Below are 24,228 nucleotides of genomic sequence, written 5' to 3' on the forward strand. Positions count from 1 at the left end.
CGACGGAATGGTGTAAGGTTCGATTAACACTATTCCGGAGCGACAAACATGTTGATCAGGCAATCACCAAACGGCCTCGACCGGCCGTTCCCGTCCGAAATCACGCCGCGCGAAGTCTTCGAGGACCGGCGCCGCTTTATCAAGCAGCTGGGGCTGGGCGCCATTGCCGGAACGGCCCTGTGGGAGATGGCCAACCGCGAAGCCTTCGCCCAAGGCGTCAATCCCAAGCTGGCCGCCAAGCTCAATCCCGCCTATTCGGCGATGGACAAGCAGACCACCTACAAGGACGCCACCACCTACAACAACTTCTACGAGTTCGGCACGGACAAGAGCGATCCGTCCGAGAACGCGCACACGCTGAAGCCGCGGCCCTGGACGGTCTCCATCGAAGGCGAAGTGAAAAAGCCCTTCACCCTGGACCTGGACGCGCTGCTCAAGCTCGCGCCGCTGGAAGAGCGGGTCTACCGCCTGCGCTGCGTGGAAGGCTGGTCGATGGTGATTCCCTGGGTTGGCTACTCCTTCTCCGAGATCATCAAGAAGGCCGAGCCCACGGGCAATGCGAAATATGTGGAATTCGTCACCCTGGCCGACCGCAAGCAGATGCCGGGCGTGGGCAGCCGCGTGCTGAACTGGCCGTATGTGGAAGGCCTGCGCATGGACGAGGCGAACCACCCGCTTACCCTGCTCACCCTGGGCATGTACGGAGAGACCCTGCCGAACCAGAACGGTGCGCCCGTGCGCATCGTGGTGCCGTGGAAGTACGGCTTCAAGTCGGCCAAGTCCATCGTCAAGATCCGCTTCGTGAAGGACCAGCCGCGTACGGCCTGGAACATGGCGGCGCCTTCGGAATACGGTTTCTACTCCAATGTGAATCCGGAAGTGGACCACCCGCGCTGGTCGCAGGCGTCGGAACGCCGTATCGGCGAAGACGGTTTCCTCTCCCGCAAACGCAAGACGCTCAAGTTCAACGGCTATAACGACGTGGCATCGCTGTACTCGGGCATGGATCTCAAGAAGTTCTTCTGATGGCTTTCAATCCCACGCCCAGGCAGCTGGGCGCTATCAAGGCTGCCGCTTTCGCGCTCGCGCTGCTGCCCTTCGCAAAGCTGGTGTGGCTAGTACTGAACGAGGCGCTGGTGGAGCCGCTGCAGTACATCACGCGCGCCACCGGCGACTGGACGCTCTACTTCCTCTGCATCACGCTGGCGGTGACGCCCTTGCGCAGGCTCTCGAAATGGAACTGGGTGCTGAAGCTGCGGCGCATGCTGGGGCTCTTCGCCTTCTTCTACGGCGCACTGCACTTCACCACCTTCCTGTGGTTCGATCACTTCTTCGACGTGCAGGAGATGTGGAAGGATGTGCTCAAGCGGCCCTTCATCACGGTGGGCTTCATCGCCTTCGTGCTGCTGATACCGCTGGCGGTGACGAGCACCAACGCCATGGTGCGGCGGCTGGGCGGCAAGCGCTGGCTATGGCTGCACCGGCTGATCTACCTGATCGCGCCGCTGGGCGTGCTGCACTTCTGGTGGATGAAATCGGCCAAGCACGACCTGGGGCAGCCGCTGCTTTTCCTGGTGATTGTGACTGCGCTGCTGGCGCTGCGCGTGTGGTGGTCGCGGACCAGGGCTGGCGCCCCGGTCCGGGCCTGATTACTTGATCAGGGACTCCAGCGCAAAGAGTTCCTGCGGCGTTTCGCGGCGGCGCACCAGGTGGGTCTTGCTGCCGTCCACCATCACCTCGGCCACGCGGCCGCGCGTGTTGTAGTTGGACGCCATCGTCATGCCATAGGCGCCTGCGGTCTTCATCACCAGCAGGTCGCCCGGCTCCACGGCCAGGTCGCGGTCGCGCGCCAGCCAGTCGCCGGATTCGCAGATCGGTCCCACCACGTCGAACACGGTGCCGCCGGGCTTCCCCTGCACCACGGGCTGCATGTCCATCCACGCCTGGTACAGCGCAGGGCGCGCCATATCATTCATGGCCGCATCCACGATGCAGAAGTTCTTCTCTTCGCCGTGCTTCAGGAACTCCACCTTCGTGAGCAGCACGCCGGTGTTGCCCACAATGGAGCGGCCCGGCTCGAAAATCACCTTGATCGGCTTGCCGCCGTGCTTTTCGGCGCGCCAGGCGTCGATGCGCTTGAACAGGCGGCCCAGGTATTCGCCCACAGGCACCGGGGCGCCATCGCCGTAATCGATGCCCAGGCCGCCGCCGATATCCAGGTGGTGCAGGTGGATGCCTTCCGCGCCGAGGGTGTCGATCAGTTCGATCAGCTTGTCCAGCGCCTCCAGCAGGGGCGCGTCGTCCAGCAGCTGCGAGCCGATATGGCAGTCGATGCCCGCCACGTCCAGGTGAGGCAGCGTGGCGGCCACGCGGTAGGTCTCCAGCGCATCGCTGAAGGCCACGCCGAACTTGTTGGCTTTCAGGCCGGTGGCGATATAGGGATGGGTCTTCGCGTCCACGTTCGGGTTCACGCGCAGGGACACGCGGGCCTTGCGGCCCATGGAGCCGGCCACCTCGTTCAGGCGGTGCAGCTCGGGGATCGACTCCACGTTGAAGCACAGGATGTCGTGCTCCAGCGCCAGGCGCATCTCTTCCACGCTCTTGCCCACGCCCGAGAAAATCACCTTCTTCGGGTCGCCGCCCGCCGCGATGACGCGCAGCAGCTCGCCGCCGGACACGATATCGAAGCCCGCGCCCTGGCGCGCCAGCAGGTCCAGGATGGCCAGGTTGGAGTTTGCCTTCATGGCATAGCACACCAGCGCATCGCGCCCGGCGGCGGCGTTGGCATACGCGGCAAAATTCTCCAGCAGCTGGGCCTTGGAGTAGACGTAGGCGGGCGTACCGAACTCTTCGGCGATAGCGGTCAGCGCAACGCCTTCGGCGTGCAGCACGCCGTCTTTATATTCGAAGTGGGACATAAATTACTGTTGGGAGGCTGGAGGGGTCGAAGGCACCGGCGCCGAAGGCGGCGCGACACCCGGTTTGCCCAGCTCGTTCGACGTCGCCGGTTTTGCCGGCGGTTTAGGCATGTACAGAGGGCCGGTCTGGCCGCAGGCGGATAGCAGGGCGGACAGGACAACGATGGCGGGCAGTGCTAAAGTGGACTTCACGATTAGAATCACGGTTTGACAGATTATCTTGGAGTGTAGCATGACCGAAACCGAATTCCTGGACCTGGCCGAAGCCACGCTGGACGCCATCGAATCCGCCATCGACCGGCTGACCGAGCAGGACAGGATCGACGCCGAATGCAGCCGCAGCGGCAACGTGCTGGAAATCGAGTTCCTGCACAACGGCTCGAAGGTCATCGTCAACAGCCAGGCGCCGATGCAGGAGCTGTGGGTGGCGGCGCGCTCGGGTGGCTTCCACTACCGGCACGTGGACGGCAAGTGGCTCAACACGCGCGACAGCAGCGAGCTCTTCGCGGCCCTCTCCCAGATCGCCACCGAACAATCCGGCGGCTCCCCCGTCGTTGTCTCGGAAAAGCCCTAAGTTTCTTAAAGGGGTCTGTCCCCAATTAGGAAATATTCCTCAAGGGGAATATTTCCTAATTGGGGACAGACCCCTTTAAGCAATAAAACTAGAAGAGCTCGTTTTTGACCGCGTCGCGGGCTTTTTCCTGTTCGGGGGTGCCGCGGGCGTTGCCTTCCAGGCTCTGCACGCCCGTGCCCGGCGGGTTTTCGGCGTAGTAGTACTCGCCGTCCACCTGGATCACGCCTTCAGGCACCACCCGCTCTTCCACCGGCAGGTTCTTCAGCGCCTTCTGCATGTAGCCGATCCAGATCGGCAGGGCCAGGCCGCCGCCCGTTTCGCGGTTGCCCAGGTTCTTCGGCTGGTCGTAGCCGATCCAGGCCACGCCCACGAGCTTGGGCTGGTACCCCGCGAACCAGGCGTCGATGGAGTCGTTCGTGGTGCCGGTCTTGCCCGCGATGTCGGGACGCTTGAGCGCCAGGGCCTTGGTCGCCGTGCCGAAGCGCACCACGTCCTTCATCATGCTGTCCATCAGGAAGGCGTTGCGCTCGTCGATCACGCGGTTCGCTTCCACGCCCGCGCGATCCGGCGCGGCCTGCGACAGCACGCGGCCGCTGGCGTCCGTCACTTTTGAGATGAGGTAGGGCGAAACCTTGTAGCCGCCGTTGGCGAACACCGCGTAGGCGCCCGCCATCTGCAGCGGCGTCACCGCGCCCGCGCCCAGCGCCAGGGTGAGGTAGGGCGGGTTCTTGTCGGCCTCGAAGCCGAAGCGGGTGGAGTATTCCTGGCCGTACTTGGCGCCGATCTTGTGCAGGATGCGGATCGAAATCATGTTCTTCGATTTCGTCAGGCCGCGCCGCATGGTCATCGGGCCTTCGTATTTGCCGTCATAGTTCTTCGGCTCCCAGGCCTGGCCGCCCGTCTGGCCGGCGTCGAAGGAAATCGGCGCGTCGTTGATCATGGTCGACGGCGACAGCCCGCGCTCCAGCGATGCGGAATAGATGAAGGGCTTGAAGGAGGAACCCGGCTGGCGCCATGCCTGGGTCACGTGATTGAACTTGTTGCGGTTGTAGTCGAAGCCGCCCACCATGGCCTTGATCGCGCCGTCTTCGGTGCTGGCGGCCACGAAGGCCGATTCGATCTCCGGCATCTGGGTGATCTCCCAGTCCTTGCCTTCCTGCGTCACACGGATCACGGCGCCGCGGCGCACGCGCTTGTTCGGCGCGGCCTTGTCCGAGAGCCAGGACTTGGCCATGTCCAGCCCCGCGCCTGTGATGCTGATCTCTTCGCCCGACGCTGTCACCGCCGTCACCTTCGAGGGCGACGCCGACAGCACCATGGCGGCCACGATGTCGTCGCTGTCCGGATGCTCGGCCAGTTCGGTTTCGATCACTTCATCCACTTCGGCCTTGTTGGACGGCAGGTCTACATAGGCTTCCGGGCCGCGGTAGGGGTGGCGGCGTTCGTAGTCCATCACGCCCTTGCGCAGGGCGAGGTAGGCGGCGTCCTGGTCGGCCTTGGTGATGGTGGTGAACACATTCAGGCCGCGCGTGTAGGTGTCTTCCTTGAACTGCTCGTAGACCAGCTGGCGCGCCATTTCGGCCACATATTCGGCGTGTACGCCGAATTCGCTGCTGTCGGTCTTCACTTTCAGCTGCTCGTTCTTCGCCTGTTCGTACTGCGCCGGGGTGATATAGCCAAGCTGCGCCATGCGCTGCAGGATGTACTGCTGGCGCGTGCGCGCCCGCTTCGGATTCACCACGGGATTGTAGGCGGAGGGCGCCTTGGGCAGCCCGGCCAGCATGGCCGCTTCGGCAATGCTAATGTCTTTGAGATTCTTGCCGAAATAGATCTGTGCGGCCGAAGAGAAGCCGTAGGCGCGTTGTCCCAGGTAGATCTGGTTCATGTAGACCTCGAGGATCTGGTCCTTGGTGAGGTTCTGTTCGATCTTCCAGGCCAGCAGCGCCTCGTAGGCCTTGCGCTTGAGCGTCTGTTCGCTGGAGAGGAAGAAGTTGCGCGCCACCTGCTGGGTGATGGTGGAGGCGCCCTGGCGCGCACCGCCCGTGGCATTGTGCAGGGCCGCCCGCAGGATGCCCCAGTAGTCCACGCCGCCGTGCTCGTAGAAGCGGTCGTCCTCGATGGCCAGCACCGCTTTCTTCATCACGTCCGGGATGTCCTTGATGTGGACCAGGGTGCGGCGCTCCTCGCCGAATTCGCCGATCAGCACATTGTCCGCCGAGAAGATCCGCAGCGGCATCTTGGGCCGGTAGTCGGTCAGGGTGTCGAGGGAGGGCAGGTTGGGGTAGGCCAGGGCCAGGCCGAACACGATCAGCAGCAGCACGACCAGCACCAGGCCTACCAGGGACGCCATGGCCATCAGGAGGATATTCTTCGGTGCGGGAGTGTGCTTGCCGGGCGGCGTGTTGTGATTTGCAGTCATGCGGGGATGTCCAGGGGTTTGATGCAGGGCATTATAAGCGAGGGGCAAGGCCGTGGCGCGCGCACCGGGGCGGCCTTCGAAAAGTTAAAAAACGCCGTGATTAACGTAACAATAGAGTTGTTCCCAAGGTATTCCGATGGCAAAAAAACTGTGGCGAAACCCGCACAGCCAGTTAATAGTGCGCTGTAGAAATACCTTTACACCGGCTCGGCTCTATTGCTAGCATCTAATGTACTGTCTCATTTTTGCGACCTAAGTAACGGTTTTAAAACGTTTTCCACTATGTCAACCAACTTGGTTTCCTTGCCATGATGCCGGATTTGAAAGCCCTCTTCGGGGGCGCGAAGGGTCCGCTGATCGGGCTCGACATCAGCTCTTCGGGCGTACGCCTGGTGGAGCTTGCCGATGCCAAGGACGGCATTCGCCTGGAGCGCTACGCGAGCGAGGCCCTGCCGCGCGGCGCCGTCACCGATGGCAATGTGGAGAACCTGGAACAGGTGGTGGAGGCCGTGCGCCGCGTGCTGAAGAAGAGCGGAACGCGCGCCCGCAACGTGGCGCTGGGCATGCCGCCCGCCGCCGTCATCACAAAGAAGATCGTGCTTCCAGCCGGTCTCTCGGAAGAACAGCTGGAAGTGCAGGTGGAATCCGAGGCCAGCCAGTACATTCCCTTCGCCCTGGATGAAGTGAGCCTGGACTTCGACGTGATCGGTCCCGTCGCCAATTCGACCGATGACGTGGAAGTGATGCTGGCCGCCGCGCGCCGCGAAAAGGTGGAGGACCGCGTAGCCGTGGCCGAAGCTTCCGGCCTGAAGGCCTCCGTGATGGATATCGAATCGTATGCCGCGCGCGCGGCGCTGGACCGCGTGGTGGCCCAGCTGCCGGAAGGCGGGGCAGGGCAGGTGATCGCCCTGTTCCAGGTGGGCGCCCAGGTGACGCACATCTCCGTGATGATGGACGGCGCCACCGTCTACGAACGCGAGCAGCCCTTTGGCGGCAACTCCCTGACCCAGGATATCGTGCGCGCCTATGGCCTGTCCTTCGAGGAGGCCGAAGCGCGCAAGAAGTCCGGCGACCTGCCGGAGAACTACGCGTCCGAGCTGCTGCAGCCTTTCCTCGAGAGCGCGGCCCTGGAAGTGACGCGCGCCATCCAGTTCTTCTTCACTTCGACCCCGTACACCAAGATCGACCAGATCTACCTGGCCGGCGGCTGCGCCGTGCTGCCAGGCCTGCTCGACATCATCGCCAGCCGCACCCGCATCTCCAGTGCCGTGATCTCGCCCTTCAAGGGCATGCAGCTGGGAGCAGGCGTGCGTGAAAGCCAGCTGCGCGCCGACGCGCCGGCCTATCTCGTGGCCTGCGGCCTCGCCCTGCGGAGGTTCGGCTGATGATACGCATTAACCTTCTGCCCCACCGCGAGGAGAAGCGCAAGCAGCGCAAGGCGGCCTTTATCGCGCTGATGGTGCTGTCCGCCGTGATCGGCGCGGGCATCGTGCTGCTGGTGGGCGGCTACAACGCCCGCGCCATCGCCGTGCAGGAGCAGCGCAACGAGGTGCTGCAGACCGCTATCAAGGGCCTGGACGTGAAGATCGCGCAGATCGCCACGCTGAAGCAGGAAATCGAAGCGCTGAAGGCGCGCCAGCAGGCCGTGGAGGATCTGCAGGGCGACCGCAACCAGCCCGTCTACCTGCTGGACGAACTGGTGAAGCAGACCCCGCCCGGCGTCTACCTGAAGGGCTTCAAGCAGGACGGCCAGCGCGTCACGCTGAACGGCTATGCCCAGTCGCAGGAGCGAGTCTCCGAGCTGCTGCGCAACCTGTCGAGCGCCTCGCCCTGGCTGGAGAAGCCGGATCTGATCGAGGTGCGCTCCTCCAACCTGGGCCAGGGCAAGACGGCGAAGAAGGTCGTCGAGTTCAACCTGGTCGTCGCCATCAAGCGCCCGCGCGACAAGGATGCGCCGGCGGACGACAAGCCGGGCGCGAAGCCCGCAGCAAAGGCCTGACCATGGCGACCGATATCAAACAGCTGGCAGAAGACTTCGCGGCCCAGTTCCGCGGCCTGAACGGCGTACATCCCGGCCAGTGGCCGCTGGCGCCGCGCATCGTGTGCGGCATCGGCGTGGCCATCGCCGTGGTGGTGCTGGGGCATTTCCTGTACTGGAGCGGCCAGTTCGAGGAGCAGGAGGCGGGCGCCGCGAAGGAACAGCAGCTGCGCGACGAGTACCGCCTGAAAACGGCGCAGGCCGTGAACCTGGATGCGCTCATCAAGCAGAAGGCCCAGGTGGACCAGTACGTGGTGCGCCTGGAGAAGCAGCTGCCGAGCAAGGCGGAGATGGCGGCCCTGCTGTCGGACATCAACCAGGCGGGCCTGGGCCGCGGCCTGCAGTTCGAGCTGTTCAAGCCAGGCCAGGTGCTGGTCAAGGACTACTACGCCGAGCTGCCCATCGTGATCAAGGTGACGGGCGGCTACCACGACATCGGCGCCTTCGCGGGCGACATGGCGAACCTGCCGCGCATCGTCACGCTGAACAATATGGAACTGAGCACCGGCAAGGACGGCGGCCTGACCCTGGACGCCGTGGCCAAGACCTTCCGCTACCTGGACCAGGACGAAGTGCTGGCCCAGCGCAAGGCGGCCGCCGAGAAGAAGAAAAAGGAGGCGAAGAAATGAGGAAGCTCGCCTCCCTGGCCTGCCTGCTTCTGCTGAGCGCCTGCGGCGACAGCGACGTGCAGGAAGTGCGCCAATGGATGAAGGAAGTCGATGCGCAGACGCGCGTGGCGGTCAAGCCGCTGGAGGAGCCGAAGACCTTCGTGCCCTTCGCCTACGCCGCGCAGGATGCGCCCGATCCCTTCAGCCCGAACAAGCTGCTGGCCGAACTGGCCAAGGCGCGTCCCGGCGGCGGCATCCAGCCGGATACGGGGCGGCGCAAGGAGTTCCTCGAAGGCTTCCCGCTCGACACCATGAAGATGGTGGGCACCCTGGCCAAGGGCGGCGTGACCTATGCGCTGCTGCAGGTGGACCGCTCGGTGTACCAGGTGCGGCAGGGGCAGCACCTCGGGCAGAACTTCGGCCTGATCACGTCGATCAGCGAAGACACGGTGAACGTGAAGGAACTGGTACAGGATGCGACCGGCGATTGGGTCGAGCGCATGTCCAAGTTGGAACTGCAGGATAGCAAGGAGAGCACGCAATGATCGCCATCGGAACCCTGACGCGGTGCTTGCGCCAATGCGGCGCCGCGCTGGCGCTGGCCGGCACTGCCGTGCTGGCATACGCGCAAGGCAACAGCATCGAGTCGGTGACGGCCAACCAGCAAGGCTCGAACCTGATCGTCAAGATCGCCATGAAGAACCCGCCGGAGAAGCTGCCGATCGGGTTCGCCATCACCAACCCGCCCCGCATCGCCCTCGATTTCGGCGCCACCAGCAACGGCACGGGCAAGACCACCCACGAGATGGAACTGGGCGACCTGCGCTCGGTCAATGTGGTGCAGGCGGGAGAACGCTCGCGCCTCGTGTTCAACCTGAAGCGCGCCCTGAACTACGCTACCGCCGTCGACGGCAATGCGGTGATCCTGACCATCGACGGTTCCGGCGGCGTCGCCACCGCTGTCGATGCCCGCGGCCTGCCCGTGCGCCAGGCGGCGCCTGCCGCGCCCCAGGGCAAGCAGCTGCTGCGCGACCTCGATTTCCGCCGCGGCAGCAATGGCGAAGGCCGCATCGTGGTCGACCTGCCGAACAGCCAGGTGGGCGTGGACGTGCGCCAGACCGCCACCGGCGTGGTGGTCGATTTCCTCAAGACCGGCGTGCCGGAAACCCTGCGCCGCCGCCTGGACGTGACGGACTTCGGCACTCCCGTTTCCCTCATCACCACGGTGCCCAGGGGCGACAACGTGCGCATGACCATCGAGGCCAAGGGCCTGTGGGAGCAGAGCGTCTACCAGAGCGATACCCAGCTGGTGGTGGACGTGAAGCCGATCAAGGAAGACCCGAACAAGCTGACCCAGGGCACCCAGGGCTACCGCGGCGAGAAGCTTTCCTTCAACTTCCAGAACGTGGAAGTGCGGGCGGCGCTGCAGGCCATTGCCGACATCTCGGGCCTGAACATCATCACCAGCGACAGCGTGAGCGGCAACCTGACCCTGCGCCTGAAGGAAGTGCCATGGGACCAGGCCCTGGACGTGGTGCTGCAGGCCAAGGGCCTGGACATGCGCAAGAACGGCTCCGTGATCTGGATCGCGCCCAAGGAGGAGCTGCTCACCAAGGAGAAGCTGGAGCTCGAGCAGCGCGCCCAGATCGCCGACCTGGAGCCGCTCAAGTCCGAGATCTTCCAGCTGAACTACCAGAAGGCGGAGGCCTTCAAAACGGTGTTCGGCCTCGAAAGCGGCGGTGACAGCAAGAACCGCATCCTGTCCAAGCGCGGCAGCGCCATCATCGAGCCGCGCACCAACCAGCTTTTCGTGACCGACATCGCCTCCAAGATCGAGGACGTGCGCCGCCTGATCGAAAAGACCGACGTGGCGACCAAGCAGGTGCTGATCGAGGCCCGCATCGTGGAAGCCAACGACGGCTTCACGCGCAACCTGGGCGCCAAGCTGGGCTTTGCCGACCTGCGCACCCTGCGCGGCGGCGACACCGGCTGGGCCCTGGGCAAGGGCAGCAACACCCGCATCGGCCTGGGCGGCAACCTCACCGGCATCGGCCAGGTCACGGGCCAGACGCCCGACAACGGCGACGGCTACACCAACTCCACCATGATCGACCTGCCTGCGGCCCCGATCAACGGCCTGGCGGCGGGCAACCTGGCTGTGAGCCTGTTCAACGCGGCGGCCAACCGCTTCCTCAACCTTGAACTCTCCGCGCTCGAAGCCGAAGGCACGGGCAAGATCATTTCCAGCCCGCGCGTCGTCACGGCCGACAAGGCGGTGGCCACCATCGAACAGGGCCTGGAGCTGCCCTACCAGGTGGCCACCAGCAGCGGCGCGACCTCCATCGTCTTCCGCAAGGCCAACCTGCGCCTGGAGGTGACGCCGCAGATCACGCCGGACGGCAACGTGGTGATCGACGTGGACGTGAACAAGGACAGCGTGGGCCAGGAAACCCGAGCGGGCTTCGCCATCGACACCAAGCACGTGAAGACGCAGGTGATGGTGGAGAACGGCGGCACCGTGGTCCTGGGTGGCATCTACCAGCAAACACTGCGCAATACCGAGACCAAGGTGCCCCTGCTGGGCGACGTCCCGGTACTGGGCTACCTGTTCCGCAACACCGCGCGCACGGACGAGAAGACCGAACTGCTGGTCTTCATCACGCCGAAGATCGTGGCCGAGCGCCTCAGCACGCGCTGATCACAGCATTCAAGCTCCAACAAAAAAGGGTAATAAGAGATGACTACCGCGAATCAGTTGTTCCGAAAACTGGGCGGCTGGCTGGGCGCCTTCGCCTGTGCCGGCCTGTTGGCTGCCTGCGGCGGCGGGGGCGGCTCCGCCGGCACCGGCCCGGGCGGCGTGACGCCGGCGCCGAAGGTCGCCAGCGTACTGCTGACGGCCAGCGCAGCAAGCATGCCTTCCTCGGGCCTGGACGGCACCGAAGTGACGCTGACGGCGGTCGTCAAGGACAGCGGCAACAATGTGCTGCCGAATCAGACCGTGAGCTTCACCGCCGATTCGGGCAACGTCAGCAACACCACGCGCGTGACGGACGCCAACGGCGTCGTGACCGAAAAACTGAGCACCAAGGGCAACGCCACGCCGCGCACCATCACCGTGCGCGCCAGCGCGGGCGGCGTCAACTCGAATGACATCAAGGTCAACGTGGTCGCCGGCAGCCAGTCCCTGACCCTGACCACCGACTCCGGCACCCTGCAGTCCTCGGGCGCCGCAGGCTCGGAAGTCACGGTGACGGCCCTGGTCAAGGACTCCAACAACACCGTGATGCCGAACGTGAAGGTGACCCTGTCGGCCGATTCCGGCAGCCTGACCGCCGGCACCCGCATCACCGACGCCACCGGCCGCGTGACCGAGAAACTCAGCACCGGCAACGATGCGCGTTCCCGTACCATCAAGGTGACGGCGGCCATCGCCGGCGTCGAACCCGTGACCACCCTTGTCAGCGTGGTGGGCACCCAGCTGCAGATCAACGCCAGCAGCGCCGTGAGCGTGGGCACCTCCACCGACGTCACGGTGAAGCTGGTGGACTCCGCGGGCAATCCGCTGAACGGCAAGGCCGTCACCTACTCCGCAACGCGCAACCAGCTGAGCGTGAAGGGCGGCGGCGCCGCCGTCACCAACTCCGCAGGCCAGCTCACGCTGAGCTACGCTGCCGCCAGCGCGGGCAGCGATACGGTCACCGTATCCGCCATGGGCGAAACGGCGAGTGCCGCCATCAGCGTCAGCAACGCCAACTTCACCGTCGCAGTGGTGAACGGCAGCGGCGTGGCCCAGCCCCTGGCCACCATCAACCAGTGCCATCCCGTCGCCATCCACAGCGATGTGGGCGGCACCCCGCTCGGCGGCACCGTGAGCGTCAGCTCTTCCCGCGGCACCGTGTACAGCGATGCCTCCTGCGCTTCGCCGCTGACGGTGGCCCTGCCCCTGGTGAGCGGCAATGCCACTGCCTATGTGATGGCCACGAGCCCCGGCCTGGCCACGCTGACCGCGACCACCACCGCCAACAACGCCACGGCGCAAGGCCAGGTCGAATTCGTGGCGGCCCTGTCCGCTACGGCCACCATCAGCGTGCAGGCCGATCCTTCCGTGGTTGGCGCCAATGCGGCGGGCAGCACCAGCCAGCAGGCTGCGATCCGCGCCGTGGTGCGCGACGGTACGCCTGCCAACAATCTGGTCAAGAACGCACCGGTGGCCTTCACCATCGTCAGCGACCCGACCGGCGGCACCCTGACCCAGCCTGCGGTCGTGATCACCGGCAGCGACGGTTCGGCAACGGTGAGCTATATCGCGGGCACATCGTCCAGCGCCGTGAACGGCGTCCAGATCCGCGCCCAGATCCAAGGCGGCTCGAACGCTTCGGCGGTTGCTTCGCTGACGGTGGGCCAGAAGGCGCTGTTCATTTCCGCCGGTACGGGCAACACTGTCGCCACGCCGGATACCACCACCTACCGCGTCGATTACACCGTGCTGGTGACGGATGCGGCGGGCAATGCCAAATCGGGGGTGAACGTGACGGCGTCCGTGCGTCCGCGCACCTACTCCAAGGGCATCTTCGTCTACGCCGATCCTGACGGCCCCTGGGTGCAGCAGCCCACCGCCACCTGCCTCAATGAGGACCTGGATGGCAACGGTATCCTCGGCCCTTCCGAGGACGTGAACGGCAACGGCCGCCTCGATCCAGGCATTCCGGTCACCGTGACCTCTACCGGCACCACCGATGCCAGCGGCCGCGCCATCGTGTCGCTGACCTATGCACGCGACCGCGCCTACTGGGTTGCCGTGGACCTGACCATCACCGGCCAGACCGCGGGCACGGAAGCGCGCTATGTGGGCTATTCCGTGCTGCCGGGGCTGGGCGCGGATTATACTAGCAAGAACACGACCCCTCCGGGCGTGCGCAGCCCCTATGGAATCCTGGCGGGCTGCTCCAACGCTGACTAAGCCGGATTGAATGCAAAATGTGTACTTGGTAGGTTTGATGGGGGCGGGCAAGACGACCATTGGCCGTATGCTCGCCCGCAAGCTGGGATGGCGCTTCGTCGACTCGGACCATGAGATCGAGGCGCGCACCGGCGCCTCGATTCCCTGGATCTTTGAGATCGAAGGCGAAGCAAGCTTTCGCCGCCGCGAAGCGGACGTGATCCGCGACCTGTGCAGCCAGGACGGCATCGTCCTGGCCACAGGCGGCGGCGCCATCCTCAATGCCGACAGCCGCGCGCTGCTGCAGCAGCGCGGCACCGTCGTCTATCTGCGCGCCAGCATCAACAGCATCCTGCACCGCACGAGCCACGACAAGAACCGCCCCCTGCTGCAGACGGCCGATCCGCGCCGCAAGCTGGAGGAGCTGCTGGCCCAGCGCGAGCCCCTCTACATGGAAATGGCCGATCTCGTGGTCGATACCGGCCGGCCTAACGTACAATCGATGGTTCAGATCATTTTGAACCAGCTGGACAGCCTGGCCTGCCAGGCGGCGCCCAACTGCAGCACCAAAGCAGAACCATCGATGACCGAACAGACCAATATCCTTCTCAATGTGGACCTGGGCGAGCGCAGCTACCCCATCTCCATCGGCCCGGCCCTGCTGGAAGACCCTGAACTCCTGGCCCGCCACGTGAGCGGCGCCAAGGTCGCCATCGTGACCAACGAAACGGTGGCGCCGCTCTACCTGGAGCGCCTGCGCGCCCCGCTGGCCGCTGCGGGCAAGGACGTGATCGCGGTGGTGCTGCCGGACGGCGAGGAGCACAAGAACTGGTCCAGCCTGATGAAGATCTTCGACGCCCTGCTGGAGCACAAGTGCGACCGCAAGACCACCCTCATCGCCCTGGGCGGCGGCGTGATCGGCGACCTCACGGGCTACGCCGCGGCCTCGTATATGCGCGGCGTGGACTTCATCCAGGTACCCACCACCCTGCTGTCGCAGGTGGATTCCTCGGTGGGCGGCAAGACGGGCATCAACCACCCGCTGGGCAAGAACATGATCGGCGCCTTCTACCAGCCCAAGGCCGTGGTGGCCGATACCTCCGCCCTGCAAACCCTGCCGCAGCGCGAGCTGGCGGCGGGCCTGGCGGAGGTGATCAAGCATGGCTGCATCATCGATGCCGCCTTCTTCGGCTGGATCGAAGAGAACATCGGCAAGCTGGCGGCGCGCGACAAGGGCGCCCTGGCCTACGCCATCGCGCGTTCCTGCGAAATCAAGGCCGACATCGTGCGCCAGGACGAGCGCGAAGGCGGCCTGCGCGCCATTCTCAATTTCGGCCACACCTTCGGCCACGCCATCGAGGCGGGCATGGGCTACGGCGCCTGGCTGCACGGCGAGGCAGTGGGCTGCGGCATGGTCATGGCGGCGGACCTGTCGCACCGCATGGGCTACATCGATGCGGCGGCGGTCGAACGCATCCGCAAGCTGGTGGCTGCGGCGGGCCTGCCCGTCAAGGCGCCGGACCTCGGCGCCGAACGCTGGCTGGAACTGATGGAAGTGGACAAGAAAAACGAAGGCGGCGCGATCAAGTTCATCCTGCTCAAGCCGCTGGGCGCCGCCGTGGTCACCACGGCGCCACAGGAACTGCTGCTGGCCACCCTGGCCGCCTGCGTGGAGTAAGCGAATGGAAGAAGCGCTCGCCCCCTATGCCGCACATTCGGACCAGGGGCGCGGCCGCCGCTATCCCGAAACGCCGCACGCCTCGCGCAGCCAGTTCCAGCGCGACCGCGACCGCATCATCCATTCCACGGCCTTCCGCCGCCTCGAATACAAGACCCAGGTCTTCCTCAATCACGAAGGAGACCTGTTCCGCACCCGCCTGACCCACAGCCTGGAAGTAGCGCAGATTGGCCGCTCGCTGGCGCGCAACCTGCGCCTGAACGAGGACCTGGTGGAGGCCATCGCCCTCGCGCATGACCTGGGCCACACGCCCTTCGGCCACGTGGGGCAGGATGTGCTGAACGAGTGCATGAAGGAGCACGGCGGCTTCGAGCACAATCTGCAAAGCCTGCGCGTGGTGGACCAGCTCGAAGAGCAGTACGGCGCCTTCGACGGCTTGAACCTGATGTTCGAAACGCGCGAGGGCATTCTCAAGCACTGCTCCCTGAACAACGCGCGCCAGCTGGGCGAAGTGGCGCAGCGCTTCATCGACCGCACCCAGCCCTCGCTGGAAGCCCAGCTCACCAACCTCGCGGACGAAATCGCCTACAACAGCCACGATATCGACGACGGCCTGCGTTCGGGCCTCATCACGATTGCGCAGCTTGAGGAGGTGGACTTCTTTGCGCGCCTGTGGCGCGAGGTGCAGGCCAGCTTCCCCGGCCTGTCCGGCCGCCGCGCCGTGTACGAAACCCTGCGCCGCCTGATCACGGCGCTGGCGGACAACCTGATCGCCACCTCCAGTGAGCGCATCCGCGAGGCCGCGCCCAGGGACATCGACGCCGTTCGCCATTCGCCGCCGCTGATCCGCTTCTCCGATCAGATGCGCAAGGACGCGACGGAGCTCAAGCGCTTCCTCTACGAGAACCTGTACCGGCACTACAAGGTGAACCGCATGCGGCACAAGGCCAGCCGCATGGTGCGCGAGCTCTACGCCGCCTTCACGGACGAGCCCTCGCTGCTGCCGCCGGATTACCGCGTGACCGGCGGCGACGCCACCCAGCAGGCGCGCCGCATCGCCGACTACATCGCGGGCATGACGGACCGCTACGCCATCCGCGAACACCACCGCATCTACTCGCTCGAAGAGCTCTGAGCCTCCTCAAGCACCGCAGCGGCGCGGCTTGACGCCCGCGCCGGAGCGGACCATGATGGAACGATCATGGACGACACCTCAGCCGAATGGCGCGGCAGCGTCGAGCGCCGCCTGGCCGCCCTTGAAAAGGATGTGGCCATCATCCTTTCCAACTACGCGACGAGGGAAGACCTCGCGCGCCTTGAAAGCAAGCTCATCCGCTGGTTCTTCGCCACGGCAACGGCCCTCGCGCTCGCTGCCTTTACGGCAGGGAAATATCTCCCATGAGGCGCGATATGGACGAGGAAGAGATGGCTTGGCGCAGCAGTATCGAGCGGCGGCTTGCTGCCGTCGAGAAAGATGTCGCCGTCATCATGTCCAATTACGCCACGAAAGAAGATCTGGCTCGCCTGGAGGCGAAGTTGCTGGGAAAGCTGGCCCAGTCCGACGCCAGACTCGATGCGCTCGAGGCGCGGCTGATCAAATGGTTCGTCGCAACGGCGGCTGCAATGTCCATCGTTACCTTCAGTGCCGCGTTGACTGTGGCGAGGATGATGAGCTAGAACATCCGCGCCTGCGCTTCGGCGCGGTGGCCGAGCAGGTCGAGCAGGAGCTTCTTGATGGGAGCTGGCAGGGCGGCGGCGGCGATGCGGTCCACACTGAGCCACTGGTAGCGTTCATTGGCCGCCAGCGGCGCGCGGCCGGCCAGCGTGATCAGCAGCGGCGTCATGTGCAGTTTGTAGTGCGTGAACACATGCGTCACCGGCAGCAGCTGCTCCTGAGATTCCACCGTGCCGAACTGCTGCACCGCCTGTGCTGCTGCAAGCTGATCGATTTCCGGCGCCGTGTCGCCTTCCGCCGCGGCATGGCCATAGAGCTCTGGCAGTGAGAGCAGGCCGCCCCAGATGCCGCTGGCCGGCCGCTGCTCCAGCAGCACCTGGTCCCGATGCACCATTAGCAGCAGCAAGGCATGTTTCTCCGGCGTCGCCTTCTTCGGCTTGCGCACCGGCAGATCCTTCACGCGGTTAGTGGCGAAGGCCACGCAGCGCGGCTGCATGGGGCAGCGCGTGCAATCCGGCGAGCTGCGCGTGCATAGCGTCGCCCCCATATCCATCAGCCCCTGAGTGTACGATTCGATGCCTTCCTGCGGCAGCAGGGCTTCCGCACGCCGCCACATGGCTTCTTCCGTCTTCCGTTCGCCGGGATAGCTGTCGATCCCGAACACGCGGGCAAACACGCGCTTCACGTTGCCATCCATGATGGCGGCGCGCGCACCCGCCGAGAAGGCGGCGATCGCCGCTGCCGTCGAACGGCCAATGCCCGGCAGCTCCGCCAGCAGCGCGGGATCGGAAGGGAAGACGCCGCCGTACTCCGCCACCACCCGCTGCGCGCACTTGTGCAGGTTGCGCGCCCGCGTGTAGTAGCCGAGGCCCGACCACTGCGCCATCACGTCCTCCACCGGCGCGGCGGCCAGGTCGTGCAGGGTGGGGAAGCGTTCGAGGAAGCGCCCGTAGTAGCCCAGCACCGCCGAGACCTGCGTCTGCTGCAGCATGATCTCGGAAAGCCAGATGCGGTAGGCGTCGCGGGTGTTCTGCCACGGCAGGGCGTGGCGTCCGTGCTGTTTCTGCCAGCCGATCAGGTCGGCCGAGAAGCTGGGGTCTGCAAAGTCTTCGTACTGCAAGGCGTTTCCTATGCTGCGGCGGTCATCGCCACGAACTCGGCGTTGACCGCGATACTGATTGCGCCGGCCAGTTCCGCCAGCCGCGCCTTTTCCTGTTCCAGCGAGGCCTGTTCCGCCTCGAAGGCTTCGATCTTCTGTTCCAGGCTGTCCGTCGCATCGTGGATGCGCTGGATCGAAGCCTGGCGGTGCTTCAGCTGCTCCTTGTGCTGGCGTATCTGCGCCTCAAGGGGTGCCATGATCACCTTCAGCCAGGCCTCCGCGTCCGCGTTCGCCGCCTTGTAGCAGCGTTTCACGGAGGAGGCGATCGAATCGAAGAAGCGCTCCATCAGCACCACGCGGCTGGTCATCAGCAGGGTCGCGGTGCCGAACTGCTTGTGGTAGACCTCTTCGATGTCCTCGATCTCTTCGAGATACTTGAGCAGGGAGAAGCGCATCGGCATCGCCAGCGAGATGCCGTGTTCGGCGGAGAACTTGCGGTACATCGCCTCCATCATGCCGCGTATCTCCTCCACCTTGCGTTCCGACTGGTCCAGGTCCTCATGGATGCTGTCGAAGAAGGTGCGCACGGCCTCGCGCATGCCCGTGGAGAAGCGGCTGCGGTTGAGGGAATCGCGCACGGCGAGCACGTGGTCGCGCAGCACGTCCAGGCCCAGCCCCGTGTACAGGTCCGTTGAAAGGCGGGTGAAGACGGCGCGCGTGGCCTGCAGCTTGAACAGGCTGGCGTCGAACTCCTTCTTCTCCGCCTCAACGCGGCGCATCATGTGCGCGATCACATTCCGGTTCTTGCCGCGCAGGCTTTTCAGCTCGTGCAGCTGCTCCACGATACCGCGCATGCGCGCGCCCAGCATGGACTGCTGGGCCGCGTTCAGCGACTGCAGGTCCTCGGCCAGGCGCTTGCGCACGATGTCCTTCTTGGCCGGAATGAGCTCGTCGAACAGGGCGTCTTCCAGCGACTGCAGGCGGCTGCGCGAGAGCAGGGCGGCGTCCCCGGTGATCTTTCCCACCAGGGCCTTCTGCGCCGACACGGGGAAGACCTGCCGCGTCTCCACGCCAAGCAGATGGGCCGCCTGGTCCTGCTGGCGCGCGATCTCGCCGTCCACCTCCGCATCGCTGCGCAATTCGTCCCACATGCTGTCGATCTTGTTCAGCACCACCAGCCGGCCCGCCCCTGCGCCGATGTGGTCGCGCCAGACTTCGATGTCGCTCTTGGTCACGCCCGTGTCGGCGGCCAGGATGAACAGCACGGCGTGCGCGTGCGGAATCAGGTTCAGCGTCAGCTCGGGCTCTGTGCCGATGGCGTTCAGGCCCGGCGTATCCAGGATCACCAGCCCCTGCTTCAGCAGGGGATGCGGGAAGTTGATGATGGCGTGGCGCCAGCGCGAGATCTCGACCCGTCCATGCTCGTCCAGCGTCACCGGCATATCTGGATCGTCCTCGTCATACAGGCCGTAGCGCTTGGCCTCCTCCACGCTCACGTGCCGGGTCGTGCTCACCTGCCGCAGCACCTCGTACATGGCATCGGCGGACTGCAGGTCCAGCGGGAACACGGTCCATGCATCGTCATCCTCGCGGTAGTCGCTGGTGGAGAGATTGCCGGCCCGCGTTTCGATGGGCAGCAGGCGCAGCGAGGGCGGATACGCCGGGTCGTACATCAGCTCCGTGGGGCACATGGTGGTGCGGCCCGCGGAGGAGGGCAGAATGCGCTGGCCGTAGCCCGCGAAGAAGATCGCGTTGATCAGCTCCGATTTCCCGCGCGAGAACTCCGCCACGAAAGCCACGGACAACTTGTCGTCCGCGAGCCGGGCCAGGGCGCGCGCCAGGCGCTGCTCGCTGCCCGCGTCCAGCAGCTCGGCCTCCCTGGCCCAGTTGCGGTAGTCCTGCAGGGCGTTCACCACGCCCTGGCGCCACGCGCTGTATTGTTGGAGATCCCTGACCATCATGCGGTATGCCCTGTTATGTATGCCCTGTTATTTTTGACAAGTGACGCAGTAGAAGGTGGAGCGCTGTCCCTGCTTGATCTGGCGTACCGGCGCGCCGCACACGCGGCAAGGTACGCCAGCACGATCATAGACGAAATACGATTGCTGGAAGTAGCCCGACTGTCCGTTCACGCTGATGAAGTCGCGCAGCGTGCTGCCTCCCTGCACGATGGCCTCGGCCAGCACTTCGCGGATGGCCTGCGCCAGCCTGTCATAGCGCGCGCGGCTGATGCGGTTCGCGGGCGTGCGCGGGTTGATCCCGGCGCGGAACAGGCTCTCCGAGCAGTAAATATTCCCCACGCCGACCACGATATCGCCTGCCATCAGCACCTGCTTCACGGCGGCGCCGCGCGAACGCGATTCGCGGTACAGCAGCTCGCCGCTGAACTCCGGGCCGAGAGGTTCCACGCCCAGTCCCCGCAGCAGCGCATGTTCCTCGATGTCGCCGTCCTCGTTTGCGTGCCACAGAACGGCGCCGAAGCGGCGCGGGTCCGTCATGCGCAGCACCTGCTGGCCGCCCGTGTCCTCCACCACCAGGTCCACATGGTCGTGCTTTTCGGCCGGTATGCCGGGCGGCAGCACGCGCAGGTGCCCGGACATGCCCAGGTGGACGATCAGCGTGCCGTGCTCGAAATGAATGAGCAGGTACTTGCCGCGCCGTCCCGTCGCCGCAATGGTGCGGCCGCGCAGCGCATCCGCCAGGCCGGGCGGGAACGGCCAGCGCAGGCCTTCGCGCCGCAGCACGAGATCGCGCACGGCACGGCCTTCGATATGGGGCGCGACGCCGCGCCGGGTGACTTCTACTTCTGGTAATTCTGGCATGGGAGGCTCATGGTCAGGGCAACGATGCCAACATATAAACTTCGTTACACCTGCAAACAGTCGCAAAGGGCGGCTTGGCGTAGAATCAAGGTTTGAGCCGAACTTTGCAGGATCACGCCTTGAAAAACGCATTCGCCATTGTAACCTTGTCGGCCCTGCTGTCCGCTTGCGCTGTTGCGCCGCAAAAACAGGAAGCCCAGGCGCCGGCCCCGCAGCCCGCGCCCGCTCCCGAGACGCCCCAGGCGGCCAGTACGAATGCAGCCGACTCCCTGGCGGCCACCCTGCATCCGAAGGAAGAGACCCTGCCCGCGGTGGAGCTCACCAGCGACCTTTTCTACAAGCTCACCAAGGCGGAACTGGATTTCAAGCGTGGCCAGTGGCAAAGCGCCTACGTCAGCATGATGGTGCTGGCGCAGCAGACCCGCGATCCGCGCCTGGCGCGCCGCTCCGCCGAAATGGCGCTGGCGGCGAAGCAGGGCAACGAGGCGCTCGCCGCCATCCGCCTGTGGCGCGAACTGGCGCCGGATTCCGACGAGGCGGCGCAATACTTCCTCGGCTTCTCCGTGCTCGGGGACGATCTCGCCGAATCGGAAGCCGTGTTCGCGGAACGCCTGAAGGCGGCGCCCGCCGCGGCGCGCGGCGTGGTCATGTTCCAGATGCAGCAGTTCCTGCTGCGCGCGCGCGACAAGGCCGCCGCCTTCGCGCTGATGGAGCGCGTCACCAGGCCATATGAGAACATGATGGAAACGCATCTGGTGCTGGCGCAGGGCGCATTCGCCAACGGCGACAACGACCGCGCCATCGCCGAGGCGCGCCGCGCCATCGACCTCAAGCCCGATTCCGAACTGGCCGTGCTCACCATGGCCCAGGTGCTGCAGGACCTGGACGCGGCGCGCCAGCTCTTCGACGGTTTCCTGGCCCGCAACCCCGGCGCGAAAGAGGTGCGCGCGGCCTATGCCCGCATGCTGGTGGAGCAGAAGCAGTACGACAAGGCGCGCCTGCAGTTCGAAACCCTGCTGAAGGACCAGCCGGACAATCCCGGCACGCTCTACGCCCTCGGCATCATGTCCATGCAGGCGAGCGACATTCCGCGCGCCGAAAGCTATTTCAAGCGCTATGTGGAAGTGCTGGAGAAAAGCAGCGAAGGCGACCGCGATCCGTCCAAGGCCCTGCTGATCCTGGCGCAGATCGCCGAGGAGCGCCGCGACTATGACGGCGCCCTGGCCCTGCTGGACCGCATCGACAGCGAAGATGCACGCCTCTACTTCACCGCCCGCGTGAAGCGCGCCCACATCACGGCGCGCAAGGGCGATGTGGACGGCGCCATCGTGCAGCTGCACGAAATCACCGCTGCCGACCCCGCCGAACAGGCGGAACTCCTGCAAACGGAAGGCCAGCTGCTGCGCGACGCGGACCGCGGTCCGGAAGCCTTCATGCTCCTGAGCGAAGCCGTGGGCCGCTTCCCCGAAAGCCCGGACCTGCTCTACGACTTCGCCCTGGCCGCCGAAAAGCAGGGCAAGACGGAGGAAATGGAACAGGCCCTGCGCAAGGTGATGGCCGTGGTGCCGGACAACCACCACGCCTACAACGCCCTGGGCTACTCCCTCGCGGAACGCGGCGTGCGCCTGGAAGAGGCCTATGAACTGATCGAAAAGGCGCTGAAGATGGCGCCGAACGATCCCTACATCATGGACAGCATGGGCTGGGTGCAGTTCCGGCTGGGACGCATGAAGGAGGCGGAGGCCATGCTGCGCAAGGCCTATGCGCTGCGCAGCGACCCCGAAATCGCCGTGCACCTGGGCGAAGTGCTGTGGAGCCAGGGCGACAGGAAAGGCGCCGAAAAACTGTGGCGCGAGGCGCGCGCCAAGGACCCGAAGAACGACGCGCTGCGCGGCACGCTGGCGCGTCTGAACATCAGCCTCTGAGGACCCATGCTCAAACCCGCGATCGCCATCCTCTCCCTGTCCGGCGCGCTGCTCGCAGGCTGCGCCTCCACCGGCGGCGGCACCTCGTCCACGGCCGCCGTGGCGCCTTACCGAGAAGCGCTGACGCTCTCGGGCCGCATGTCCGCCAGCTACACGCGGGACGGCACGCCCGGCTCCGTCACCGTGAAGTTCGACTGGCGCCAGACGCCGCAGCGCACCGACATTACCCTCTATGACCCTCTGGGCAGCACCATCGCCACCATCGCCGTCACGCAGAACGAGGCGGTGCTGATCCAGAACGGTAAGGAGCCGCGCAGCGCGGACAGCATCGATGCGCTCACCGCCCAGACCTTCGGCTGGCCCCTGCCCGTGTCCGGCCTGCGCGAATGGCTGCAGGGCCATGCCACGGCCGAAAACGGCCAGCGCTTCACGGCCAGCGCCGCCAACAGCAGCGTGACCACGCGCGACGGCTGGCAGCTGAACTTCGTCAGCTGGCAGGAAAACAGCGATCCGCCCAAGCCGAAGCGCATCGACCTGGAACGCGCCGCCAGCGGCCCCGTTACCGACATTACCATCCGCATCGCGCTCGATGCCGCCAACTGAGTACCAATGCAAAGCCTGAAGAATTGCCCGGCCCCGGCCAAGCTCAACCTGTTCCTGCACGTAACCGGCCGCCGCCCGGACGGCTACCACCTGCTGCAGACCGTGTTCCAGATCATCGACCGCAGCGACATGCTGCATTTCACCCTGCGCGGCGACCACGCCCTGCGCCGCGTGAACGAGGTGCCTGGCGTGCCCGAGGAGCAGGACCTGATCATCCGCGCGGCGAAGCTGCTGCAGGCCGAAGTGCAGCGCCGCACGGGCAGCCTGCCGCCGGGCGTGGACATCGAAATCGAGAAGATCCTGCCCATGGGCGGCGGGGTAGGGGGCGGCTCCTCGGACGCGGCCACCACCCTCATGGTGCTGAACAAGCTGTGGCAGGCCGGCCTGGGCAGGCAGGAGCTGATGGACCTGGGCCTGCCCCTCGGCGCGGACATTCCCTTCTTCATTTTCGGCGAAACCGCCTTCGCCGAGGGGGTGGGGGAAGCCCTGCAGCCGGTGGCCGCGCCAGAGTGCTGGTACGTGGTGCTGGAGCCTGGAGTTGCCGTTCCGACAGCAAAAATTTTTACCTCGGAATATTTGACAAGAGATACCCCGGCCGTCATAATGGCGGACTTTTCCAGACACCTTCAGCAAGGCAACAAACTGAGGGGTTTCGGGAAAAACGACTTGCAGCAAGTGGCCACCCGCTTGTTCCCGCCGGTAGCCGAGGCGGTAGAATGGCTGGGGGCTTACGGCGATGCCAGGATGACTGGCTCCGGTGCTTGTGTGTTCTGCGCCTTCGAGAGCGAAGAACAGGCCGACGCGGTGCTCGAAAAAGTGCCTCCGGCCTGGAGCGCGTGGAAGGCAAAAGCGCTGTCCAGGCACCCCCTGGCCGGCATGTTGTAAGGCGTAAAAAGATTTGGCTTTGCGTTGTTTAGGCAGTATAATACT

At 65.3% G+C, this 24,228-nt stretch carries 22 protein-coding genes; 16 read left to right on the forward strand and 6 right to left on the reverse strand.

From position 1 onward, the window contains the following. Positions 1 to 48: 48 nt before the first annotated feature. Positions 49 to 1,026 (forward strand): protein-methionine-sulfoxide reductase catalytic subunit MsrP, encoded by a 978-nt coding sequence (gene msrP / locus LSQ66_RS23905; protein ID WP_231767649.1) that lies wholly within the window; start codon positions 49 to 51, stop codon positions 1,024 to 1,026. Beyond that, entirely contained in the window at positions 1,026 to 1,649 is a 624-nt protein-coding gene (locus LSQ66_RS23910; RefSeq protein WP_231767650.1) for a protein-methionine-sulfoxide reductase heme-binding subunit MsrQ, read from the forward strand. The genes msrP and LSQ66_RS23910 overlap by 1 nt, the downstream gene beginning before the upstream one ends. Here LSQ66_RS23910 and lysA read toward each other — a convergent pair whose 3' ends face one another. Beyond that, on the reverse strand, positions 1,650 to 2,918 hold the full coding sequence (gene lysA / locus LSQ66_RS23915) for a diaminopimelate decarboxylase (RefSeq protein ID WP_231767651.1): 1,269 nt from the start codon (positions 2,916 to 2,918) through the stop codon (positions 1,650 to 1,652). Positions 2,919 to 2,921: 3 nt separating this feature from the next. Beyond that, positions 2,922 to 3,212: an LPS translocon maturation chaperone LptM gene (lptM, locus tag LSQ66_RS24835; protein ID WP_407659547.1), complete on the reverse strand. Its 291-nt coding sequence runs from the start codon at positions 3,210 to 3,212 to the stop codon at positions 2,922 to 2,924. Here lptM and cyaY point away from each other — a divergent pair. Next, positions 3,151 to 3,492, forward strand: coding sequence for an iron donor protein CyaY (cyaY, locus tag LSQ66_RS23920; protein WP_231767652.1), 342 nt, complete (start codon positions 3,151 to 3,153; stop codon positions 3,490 to 3,492). The genes lptM and cyaY overlap by 62 nt on opposite strands. An 88-nt stretch (positions 3,493 to 3,580) precedes the next feature. Here cyaY and LSQ66_RS23925 read toward each other — a convergent pair whose 3' ends face one another. Further along, positions 3,581 to 5,848 (reverse strand): penicillin-binding protein 1A, encoded by a 2,268-nt coding sequence (locus tag LSQ66_RS23925; RefSeq protein WP_231770190.1) that lies wholly within the window; start codon positions 5,846 to 5,848, stop codon positions 3,581 to 3,583. 374 nt (positions 5,849 to 6,222) lie between these two features. Between LSQ66_RS23925 and LSQ66_RS23930 the strand changes: the two genes are divergently transcribed. The 10 genes from LSQ66_RS23930 (at position 6,223) to LSQ66_RS23975 (ending at position 16,851) form a co-directional block, all read left to right on the forward strand. Then, complete coding sequence (locus LSQ66_RS23930; protein WP_231770191.1) at positions 6,223 to 7,296, forward strand: pilus assembly protein PilM; 1,074 nt, start codon at positions 6,223 to 6,225, stop codon at positions 7,294 to 7,296. Further along, positions 7,296 to 7,910: a PilN domain-containing protein gene (locus tag LSQ66_RS23935; RefSeq protein ID WP_231767653.1), complete on the forward strand. Its 615-nt coding sequence runs from the start codon at positions 7,296 to 7,298 to the stop codon at positions 7,908 to 7,910. The genes LSQ66_RS23930 and LSQ66_RS23935 overlap by 1 nt, the downstream gene beginning before the upstream one ends. Positions 7,911 to 7,912: 2 nt before the next feature. Further along, a complete protein-coding gene (locus tag LSQ66_RS23940) occupies positions 7,913 to 8,578 on the forward strand; it encodes a type IV pilus inner membrane component PilO (protein ID WP_231767654.1) in 666 nt (221 codons plus the stop codon). Next, positions 8,575 to 9,102: a pilus assembly protein PilP gene (locus tag LSQ66_RS23945; protein ID WP_231767655.1), complete on the forward strand. Its 528-nt coding sequence runs from the start codon at positions 8,575 to 8,577 to the stop codon at positions 9,100 to 9,102. Before LSQ66_RS23940 ends, LSQ66_RS23945 begins: the two co-directional genes overlap by 4 nt. After that, on the forward strand, positions 9,099 to 11,255 hold the full coding sequence (locus tag LSQ66_RS23950; RefSeq protein WP_231767656.1) for a type IV pilus secretin PilQ: 2,157 nt from the start codon (positions 9,099 to 9,101) through the stop codon (positions 11,253 to 11,255). Before LSQ66_RS23945 ends, LSQ66_RS23950 begins: the two co-directional genes overlap by 4 nt. Positions 11,256 to 11,294: 39 nt before the next feature. Continuing rightward, a complete protein-coding gene (locus LSQ66_RS23955; RefSeq protein WP_231767657.1) occupies positions 11,295 to 13,517 on the forward strand; it encodes a beta strand repeat-containing protein in 2,223 nt (740 codons plus the stop codon). Positions 13,518 to 13,554: 37 nt separating this feature from the next. Then, entirely contained in the window at positions 13,555 to 15,174 is a 1,620-nt protein-coding gene (gene aroKB / locus LSQ66_RS23960; RefSeq protein WP_407659653.1) for a bifunctional shikimate kinase/3-dehydroquinate synthase AroKB, read from the forward strand. A gap of 4 nt (positions 15,175 to 15,178) precedes the next feature. Further along, complete coding sequence (locus tag LSQ66_RS23965; protein ID WP_231767659.1) at positions 15,179 to 16,309, forward strand: deoxyguanosinetriphosphate triphosphohydrolase; 1,131 nt, start codon at positions 15,179 to 15,181, stop codon at positions 16,307 to 16,309. A 66-nt stretch (positions 16,310 to 16,375) separates the two neighbouring features. Then, positions 16,376 to 16,576, forward strand: coding sequence for a hypothetical protein (locus LSQ66_RS23970; protein ID WP_231767660.1), 201 nt, complete (start codon positions 16,376 to 16,378; stop codon positions 16,574 to 16,576). Between the two features lie 8 nt (positions 16,577 to 16,584). Further along, positions 16,585 to 16,851 (forward strand): hypothetical protein, encoded by a 267-nt coding sequence (locus LSQ66_RS23975; RefSeq protein WP_231767661.1) that lies wholly within the window; start codon positions 16,585 to 16,587, stop codon positions 16,849 to 16,851. Here LSQ66_RS23975 and mutY read toward each other — a convergent pair. Genes mutY through mutM form a run of 3 tightly spaced genes read right to left on the reverse strand, consistent with a single transcriptional unit; the run spans position 16,848 to position 20,770 of the window. After that, complete coding sequence (mutY, locus tag LSQ66_RS23980) at positions 16,848 to 17,969, reverse strand: A/G-specific adenine glycosylase (RefSeq protein WP_231767662.1); 1,122 nt, start codon at positions 17,967 to 17,969, stop codon at positions 16,848 to 16,850. The genes LSQ66_RS23975 and mutY overlap by 4 nt on opposite strands. 8 nt (positions 17,970 to 17,977) lie before the next feature. Then, complete coding sequence (locus LSQ66_RS23985; RefSeq protein ID WP_231770192.1) at positions 17,978 to 19,906, reverse strand: dynamin family protein; 1,929 nt, start codon at positions 19,904 to 19,906, stop codon at positions 17,978 to 17,980. Positions 19,907 to 19,936: 30 nt separating this feature from the next. Beyond that, positions 19,937 to 20,770 (reverse strand): bifunctional DNA-formamidopyrimidine glycosylase/DNA-(apurinic or apyrimidinic site) lyase, encoded by an 834-nt coding sequence (mutM, locus tag LSQ66_RS23990; RefSeq protein WP_231767663.1) that lies wholly within the window; start codon positions 20,768 to 20,770, stop codon positions 19,937 to 19,939. Between the two features lie 119 nt (positions 20,771 to 20,889). Between mutM and LSQ66_RS23995 the strand changes: the two genes are divergently transcribed. The 3 genes from LSQ66_RS23995 to ispE are packed head-to-tail and all read left to right on the forward strand — an operon-like array spanning position 20,890 to position 24,183. After that, the gene (locus tag LSQ66_RS23995) at positions 20,890 to 22,695 is read left to right on the forward strand and encodes a tetratricopeptide repeat protein (RefSeq protein WP_231767664.1); all 1,806 of its coding nucleotides are present in this window, start codon (positions 20,890 to 20,892) and stop codon (positions 22,693 to 22,695) included. A gap of 6 nt (positions 22,696 to 22,701) precedes the next feature. Continuing rightward, entirely contained in the window at positions 22,702 to 23,298 is a 597-nt protein-coding gene (lolB, locus tag LSQ66_RS24000; RefSeq protein ID WP_231767665.1) for a lipoprotein insertase outer membrane protein LolB, read from the forward strand. Between the two features lie 6 nt (positions 23,299 to 23,304). Continuing rightward, complete coding sequence (gene ispE / locus LSQ66_RS24005; protein ID WP_231767666.1) at positions 23,305 to 24,183, forward strand: 4-(cytidine 5'-diphospho)-2-C-methyl-D-erythritol kinase; 879 nt, start codon at positions 23,305 to 23,307, stop codon at positions 24,181 to 24,183. Positions 24,184 to 24,228: the final 45 nt, after the last annotated feature.

The organism is Massilia endophytica, assembly GCF_021165955.1.
In the GTDB taxonomy this organism is placed as follows: Bacteria; Pseudomonadota; Gammaproteobacteria; order Burkholderiales; family Burkholderiaceae_D; genus Rugamonas; species Rugamonas endophytica.